This window comes from Actinosynnema sp. NPDC059335 (assembly GCF_042752395.1).
Lineage (GTDB): Bacteria > Actinomycetota > Actinomycetes > Mycobacteriales > Pseudonocardiaceae > Actinosynnema.
In genome coordinates, this window is the sequence record NZ_JBHYXZ010000276.1 from 1 (window position 1) to 5519 (window position 5519).

A 5519-nucleotide genomic window follows, 5' to 3' on the forward strand; every position below is an offset into this window, starting at 1 on the left:
AACCACCCCCGGGGGGTCCCCGGTCCCCCCGGCGCGTCCGGGCGGGGGGGGGGGGGCGGCCCCGGCGGGCCCCCCCGGGGGGTGACCCCGGGCCCACGGCCGCCCCCGCGCGGCCGATGCGCGGGTGAGGAGGTGCGACGTGACCACCCCCACCCGGCTCGGCGTCGGCCCCCTGCGGTGGCTCCCGCAGGTGGTGCCCGGAATCCTGCTGCTGTTCGCGGTCCTGCTCGTGCCGGTGGCGCCGGGCAGGGCGACCGACGGGCTGCACCGCGTCGACACCCCCGAGTTCTCGGTCGTCGACGGCTTCCGGTGCGCCGTGGCCGACGACCGGGCCACCTGCACCGTGCCGATCGCCGGCCGGCCGCTGACCGTCGAGTACCGGGTCGGGCGGACCTTCACCGGCTGCGCCGCCAACTACGACGGCCGTGACCTGCGCTGCGAGCGCATCGGCGGGTACGGCCCCGCGTCGCCGTGGGTCCGGGTCGGCTCGCTCGGCGTGCCCGCGGGCGAGGCGCCGGACGTGCCGTGGTGGCGGGACGCCCTCGACCTGTGGTGGGAGCGGCTGCTGCTCGGCTGCGCCCTGGTCCTCGCCCTGGCCGCCGGGCTGGCCGCGTTCCTCCTCCACCGCGCGCCCCGGCTGGAGGACGGGGACCGGCTGCGGCGGACGGTCGCGACCGGGGTGTCCTCCTGGCTGCTCGCGCTCGTGAGCACCTTCCTCGTGACGTGGGGCGGCAACGACGACTTCGGCGCGATGCCGCTGTTCGTCACCATCGCGGTGGTGGTGCCGGCGGGGCTGATGGCGTGCTGGCAGCACGTCGCGGCGGGGCCGACCGGGGAGCGGCCGCGGGAACGGGTCGGGCAGGCCGCCCTGGCGTTCCTCGCCACGCTGGCGCTCGGCGCGGTCCAGCTGCTGTGGCTCGGGCTCGCGGCCGGCCTGCCCGACTGACCGCCACAGCCGGGAACACACCGGTCCCGAGGGCAGGGCGGCCGGCCGACCGCCACAGCCGGGAAGACACCGGCCGCGGGGCTGGACCGACCGTCACAGCCGGGGGAACACCGGCCGCGGGCGGCTGGACCGACCGTCACAGCCGGGGAGACACCGGCTGCGGGCGGCCGGATCGACCGTCACAGCCGGGGGAACACCGGCCGCGGCCGGGGCAGCCGGTCCGACAGCGTGACGCACTGCTCGGACACCCGGGCGGCCAGCCCCGGCACGAACGGCGTCAGCTCGGTCGCCAGCACCCGGCACGCGGTCAGCAACGCGGCGACGGCCGCGTCCAACCGCCGGCCCGCCCCGGCGTCACCGGCCCGTTCGGCACGGGCCAGGTCCCACGGCCGCACCCGCTCCACGTGCCGGTTCGCCTCCTCCACGATCCGCCACACCGCCGCCGTCGCCCGGCGGAAGTCGAAGTCGTCCACGGCGGCGCGCACCAGGCCCGGCGCGTCCCGGCACGCCGCCAGCAGCGGTGCGGCGTCGGCGTCGGGCGCGGCCGACGGCGGCCGGCCGTCGCGGTAGCGGTGGACCACCACGGCGACCCGGTTCACCAAATTGCCCAACCCGTTGGCCAGGTCCTCGTTCGCGCGGGCCACGAGCCGGGCCTCGGTGAAGTCGGCGTCGCCGACGCGCGGCACGTCCCGCAGCAGCCACCACCGCACCGCGTCCGCGCCGTGCCGCGCGGCCAGCGCCGCCGGGTCCACCACGTCGCCGGCGGACTTGCTGATCTTGCGGCCGCCGGTGGTGAGGTAGTCGTGCACGAGGATGTCGGTCGGCAGCGGCTCGCCCGCCGACAGCAGCACGGCGAGCCAGTACACGGCGTGGAAGCGCACCACGCCCTTGCCGATCACGTGCACGCGGCGGTCGCCCTCCACCCACCACCGGCGGTAGTTCGAGCCCTCGCCGCCGTAGCCGAGGCTGCTGATGTAGTTGCCCAGGGCGTCCCACCAGACGTACACGACCTGGTCCGGGTCGCCCGGCACGGGGATGCCCCAGCCGTGCGCGCGGGCGCGCGACCGGGAGACGGAGAAATCCCGCAACCCGGCGTCCAGGAACGCCAGCACCTCGTTGCGCCGCGCCGCGGGCTCGATCCGGACCACGCCGCCGGCGATCAGCTCCCGGAGCCGGTCGGTGTGGCGGGACAGCCGGAAGAACCAGTTCTCCTCGGCCACCGGCCGCGGCTCCACGTCGTGCTCCGGGCACTTGCCGCCCACCAGCTCGGCGGGGGCGTAGAACTGCTCGCAGCCGACGCAGTACAGGCCCTCGTAGTGCTTGCGGTAGAGGTCGTGCGCGCACGCCCGCCACAGCCGTTCGACGCCGACGCGGTGCCGGGCGTCGCGGCTCGTGCGGATGAAGTCGGTGGACGACAGCGCCAGCGGTTCGCGCAGCGCCGCGAACGCGGCCGCGTTGCGGTCGACCAGCTCGGCGGTCGGCACGCCTTCCGCCGCGGCGGCCAGCACGTTCTTGAGCGAGTTGTCGTCGGTGCCGGTCAGGAACCGCACCCGGTCGCCGCGCAGGCGGTGGTGCCGGGCCAGCACGTCGGCCTGCACCAGCTCCAGCGCGAAACCGAGGTGGGGGCGCGAGTTGACGTACGGGATGGCGGTGGTGACGTAGAAGCGCGGCATCGGCAACCTCCGGGGTGCGCGGGGCTCCCGGATCGAGACCCCCTGGGGAACGGGGGCCTCGGACTCGTCATCCGCGCAGCGTCGGCCACCCCGCGGGGCGGGGCATCGGGACGGCGGACGACGAGGACATGGCGGCGACGCTAGCAGCGCCGCCGCCCGTCCCGCGCGCGGTTTTCCGGGCTAGCAGCCGATGCGGCTCACGCCCAGCGCGATGTCGTCCAGCCACAGGTCGTAGCTGCCGTCGTTGGGCTGGTAGAGCTGCCAGCCGAGCTTGACCGTGTCGAACCTCGGGAACAGGAAGTCGACCTGGTTGCCGCCGTGCTCGCGGGTGGAGACGGTCAGGTCCGGGTTCGGCCTGCCGTCGAACCACAGCGTGATCCGGTTGTCGGAGGCGTCCATCCGCCACTCGACGCACTGCCACACGCCCGCCTTCGACGGCGCGGACTCCCGCCAGTTCGTCCAGTCGCCCGTGGGGCCGCCGTCCGCGCCGACGCCCCAGAGGGCCTTGTCCAGCGTGGGCACGTACTGGCCGCCCAGCGGCCGCACCACCTCCGGGCCGTCGCCGGTGGCCTCGATCAGCGTGTAGTGCGCCCAGTCCGGCGCGGTCGGGAACCGCTCGACCTTCACCCGGACCCGGCCGTAGAAGCTGTTGCCCGGCGCGGCGAAGTCGTCCACCTTGAGGAACGCCCGGCCGTTGCCCTCGGCGCGCACGTGCAGCACCTTCTGGCCGCGCCGGTCCCGCTCGACCTCCAGCGAGCCGTTGCGGGTGTCCACACCCCACTTCAGGCTCGTGCCCGCGCCGGTCGGCACGTGCTGGAAGTCCTCGCAGAACACCAGGCCGGGTCGGGCGCACGTCTTGAGCCGGTGATCGGCCTCGCCCGGACCGGCGGCGTCCGCGACCGGGAGTGCGACGACCGAGAGCAGGACGGCGAGGACCGCCGAGGACAACCGTTTCCGCACGGGAAGCTCCTTCTGCGCTGAGGGGTGACAGGAAGCTACCGATTCTGGGAACGCTCCCATACCTCTGCGCGGCGCAACCGCGTTGATCCGTTGGCCGGGATCGGCCCCCGACCGCCTACTCGAAGCGGGACGGGTCGCCCGCGCCGCGCCGGACGATCTCGGGCTCACCGCCGGAGAAGTCCACGACGGTGGTCGGCTCCGTGCCGCAGTCGCCCGCGTCCAACACCGCGTCCACGACGTGGTCGAGCCGTTCCTTGATGTCCCAGCCGTGGACCAGCGGCTCGTCCTGGTCGGGGAGCAGCAGCGTGCTGGACAGCAGCGGTTCGCCGAGCCGTTCCAGCAGGGCCTGGGCGACCGGGTGGTCCGGGATGCGCGCGCCCACCGTCTTCTTCTTCGGGTGCATCATCCGGCGCGGCACCTCGGTGGTGGCCGGGAGGATGAACGTGTAGCTGCCCGGGGTGGCCGCCTTGATCGCCCGGAAGACCGCGTTGTCCACGTGCACGAACTGGCCGAGCTGGGCGAAGTCGCGGCACATGAGGGTGAAGTGGTGCCGGTCGTCCAGGTGCCTGATCTGCCTGATCCGGTCCAGCCCCGTCTTGTTGCCGAGCCGGCAGCCGAGCGCGTAGCAGGAGTCGGTCGGGTAGGCGATCAGGCCGTCCGACTCGATCAGCCCCACCGCCTGGTCGATGGACCTGCGCTGCGGGTTCACCGGGTGCACGTCGAAGTACCTGGCCATGCCGGGAGCCTAGTCGGCCGAACGGCCGCGCGACCGGTCAGGTGAACGCGAGCAGCGCCCCCAGGGCGACGAACGCGCCCGCGAAACCCCGCCGGATCCACGTCTGCACCGCCGGCCGCCCGACGACGTGGTCGCGGACGGCCGCGGCGCACCGGCCGTAGCCGACGAAGACGACCAGCGTGAGCGCCATGAACACCGCGCCCAGCTCCACCATGCGCGGGACGGCGTCGGGGCTGCCCGGCCGCACGAACTGCGGCAGGAAGGCGAAGAAGAAGATCGTCAACTTCGGGTTGAGCAGGTTCACCATCACGCCCGACGCCACCACGCGCGCCGTCGTGCGGTGGGGCGCGTCGGACGCGGCGGTGAGCGGGGTCCGGTCCCGGATCGTGCTCCACGCCAGGAAGAACAGGTAGGCGACGCCGAGGTACTTGAGCGCCTGGAACGCGGGGGTGCTCGCGGCCAGCAGCGCGGCCAGGCCGGTCAGCGCGGCCAGCAGGTGCGGCACCGTGCCCAGCGTGCAGCCCACCGCCGCCGCCAGGCTGCGCCGCGGACCGCCGGAGAGCCCGGCCGCGGTCGTGTAGAGCACGCCGGTGCCGGGCGTGGCGACGACGACGAGCGAGGTCAGCAGGAATTCGAGGTTCACCGGGCGACGCCCGTCGTGCCGTGGTCCATGCCGGTCACCCTCCTGCGAGAATGGTCCGGTGAACAGGTCCATTCCCGAGCCGGTGGACAGGTCCACAACGGCGGGGTCGGACTTCCTCCAGCTCGACGTCGCCGACGCGCCGCGCGGCGGGCTGGCCGACTGGCTGGCCGGGCGGTTGCGGTCGGCGATCGCGGACGGGCGGCTGCCCGTCGGCAGCAGGCTGCCCGCGAGCCGGGTGCTGGCGGGGGAGTTGCGGGTGTCGCGCGGCGTGGTGACCGAGGCGTACCGGCGGTTGGCGGAGGACGGTCACGTCGTCGGCCGGGGCCGGGCGGGCACGGTCGTGGTGGCCGCTCCGGGATCGGTCGCCCAGGACGTGACCGCTGCGGGGTTGGCCGCTGGGAGCTTGGCCGCTGGGAGCTTGGCCGCGCCGGGGTTGGCCGCCGCGGGGTTGGCCGGGCCGACGCCGGGCGGGCCGGCGCGCGGCGGCGGTCGGCAGGCGGGGGAGTGGTCGGCCGGTCGGTCCGCGCCCGCGGGGGCGACCGGCCGGGGCCGGGGCGGTCG

Annotated in this window: 6 protein-coding genes; 2 read left to right on the forward strand and 4 right to left on the reverse strand. The window is 75.0% G+C overall.

Features of this window, described 5'->3' with window-relative positions:
* Positions 1-139 precede the first annotated feature (139 nt).
* Positions 140-946, forward strand: coding sequence for a hypothetical protein (locus ACFXGA_RS39355; RefSeq protein WP_378098033.1), 807 nt, complete (start codon positions 140-142; stop codon positions 944-946).
* Between the two features lie 179 nt (positions 947-1125).
* On the opposite strand, the gene metG is transcribed toward ACFXGA_RS39355, so the two are convergent.
* The 4 genes from metG to ACFXGA_RS39375 form a co-directional block, all read right to left on the reverse strand.
* Positions 1126-2619, reverse strand: coding sequence for a methionine--tRNA ligase (gene metG / locus ACFXGA_RS39360; RefSeq protein ID WP_378098036.1), 1494 nt, complete (start codon positions 2617-2619; stop codon positions 1126-1128).
* 180 nt (positions 2620-2799) lie between these two features.
* Positions 2800-3579, reverse strand: coding sequence for a hypothetical protein (locus ACFXGA_RS39365; protein ID WP_378098039.1), 780 nt, complete (start codon positions 3577-3579; stop codon positions 2800-2802).
* A 115-nt stretch (positions 3580-3694) separates the two neighbouring features.
* Positions 3695-4315, reverse strand: a complete 621-nt coding sequence (locus ACFXGA_RS39370) for an L-threonylcarbamoyladenylate synthase (RefSeq protein ID WP_378098042.1) — start codon at positions 4313-4315, stop codon at positions 3695-3697.
* A gap of 37 nt (positions 4316-4352) precedes the next feature.
* The gene (locus tag ACFXGA_RS39375; protein WP_378098045.1) at positions 4353-4958 is read right to left on the reverse strand and encodes a LysE family translocator; all 606 of its coding nucleotides are present in this window, start codon (positions 4956-4958) and stop codon (positions 4353-4355) included.
* Positions 4959-5016: 58 nt separating this feature from the next.
* Here ACFXGA_RS39375 and ACFXGA_RS39380 point away from each other — a divergent pair.
* On the forward strand, positions 5017-5519 hold a 503-nt coding region (locus tag ACFXGA_RS39380; RefSeq protein WP_378098048.1), incomplete at its 3' end, for a GntR family transcriptional regulator.

Bases quoted from the DNA above. Each gene is read 5' to 3' on its own strand.
- metG (WP_378098036.1), bottom strand. From the start codon at position 2,619: ATGCCGCGCTTCTACGTCACCACCGCCATCCCGTACGTCAACTCGCGC.
- ACFXGA_RS39370 (WP_378098042.1), bottom strand. From the start codon at position 4,315: ATGGCCAGGTACTTCGACGTGCACCCGGTGAACCCGCAGCGCAGGTCC.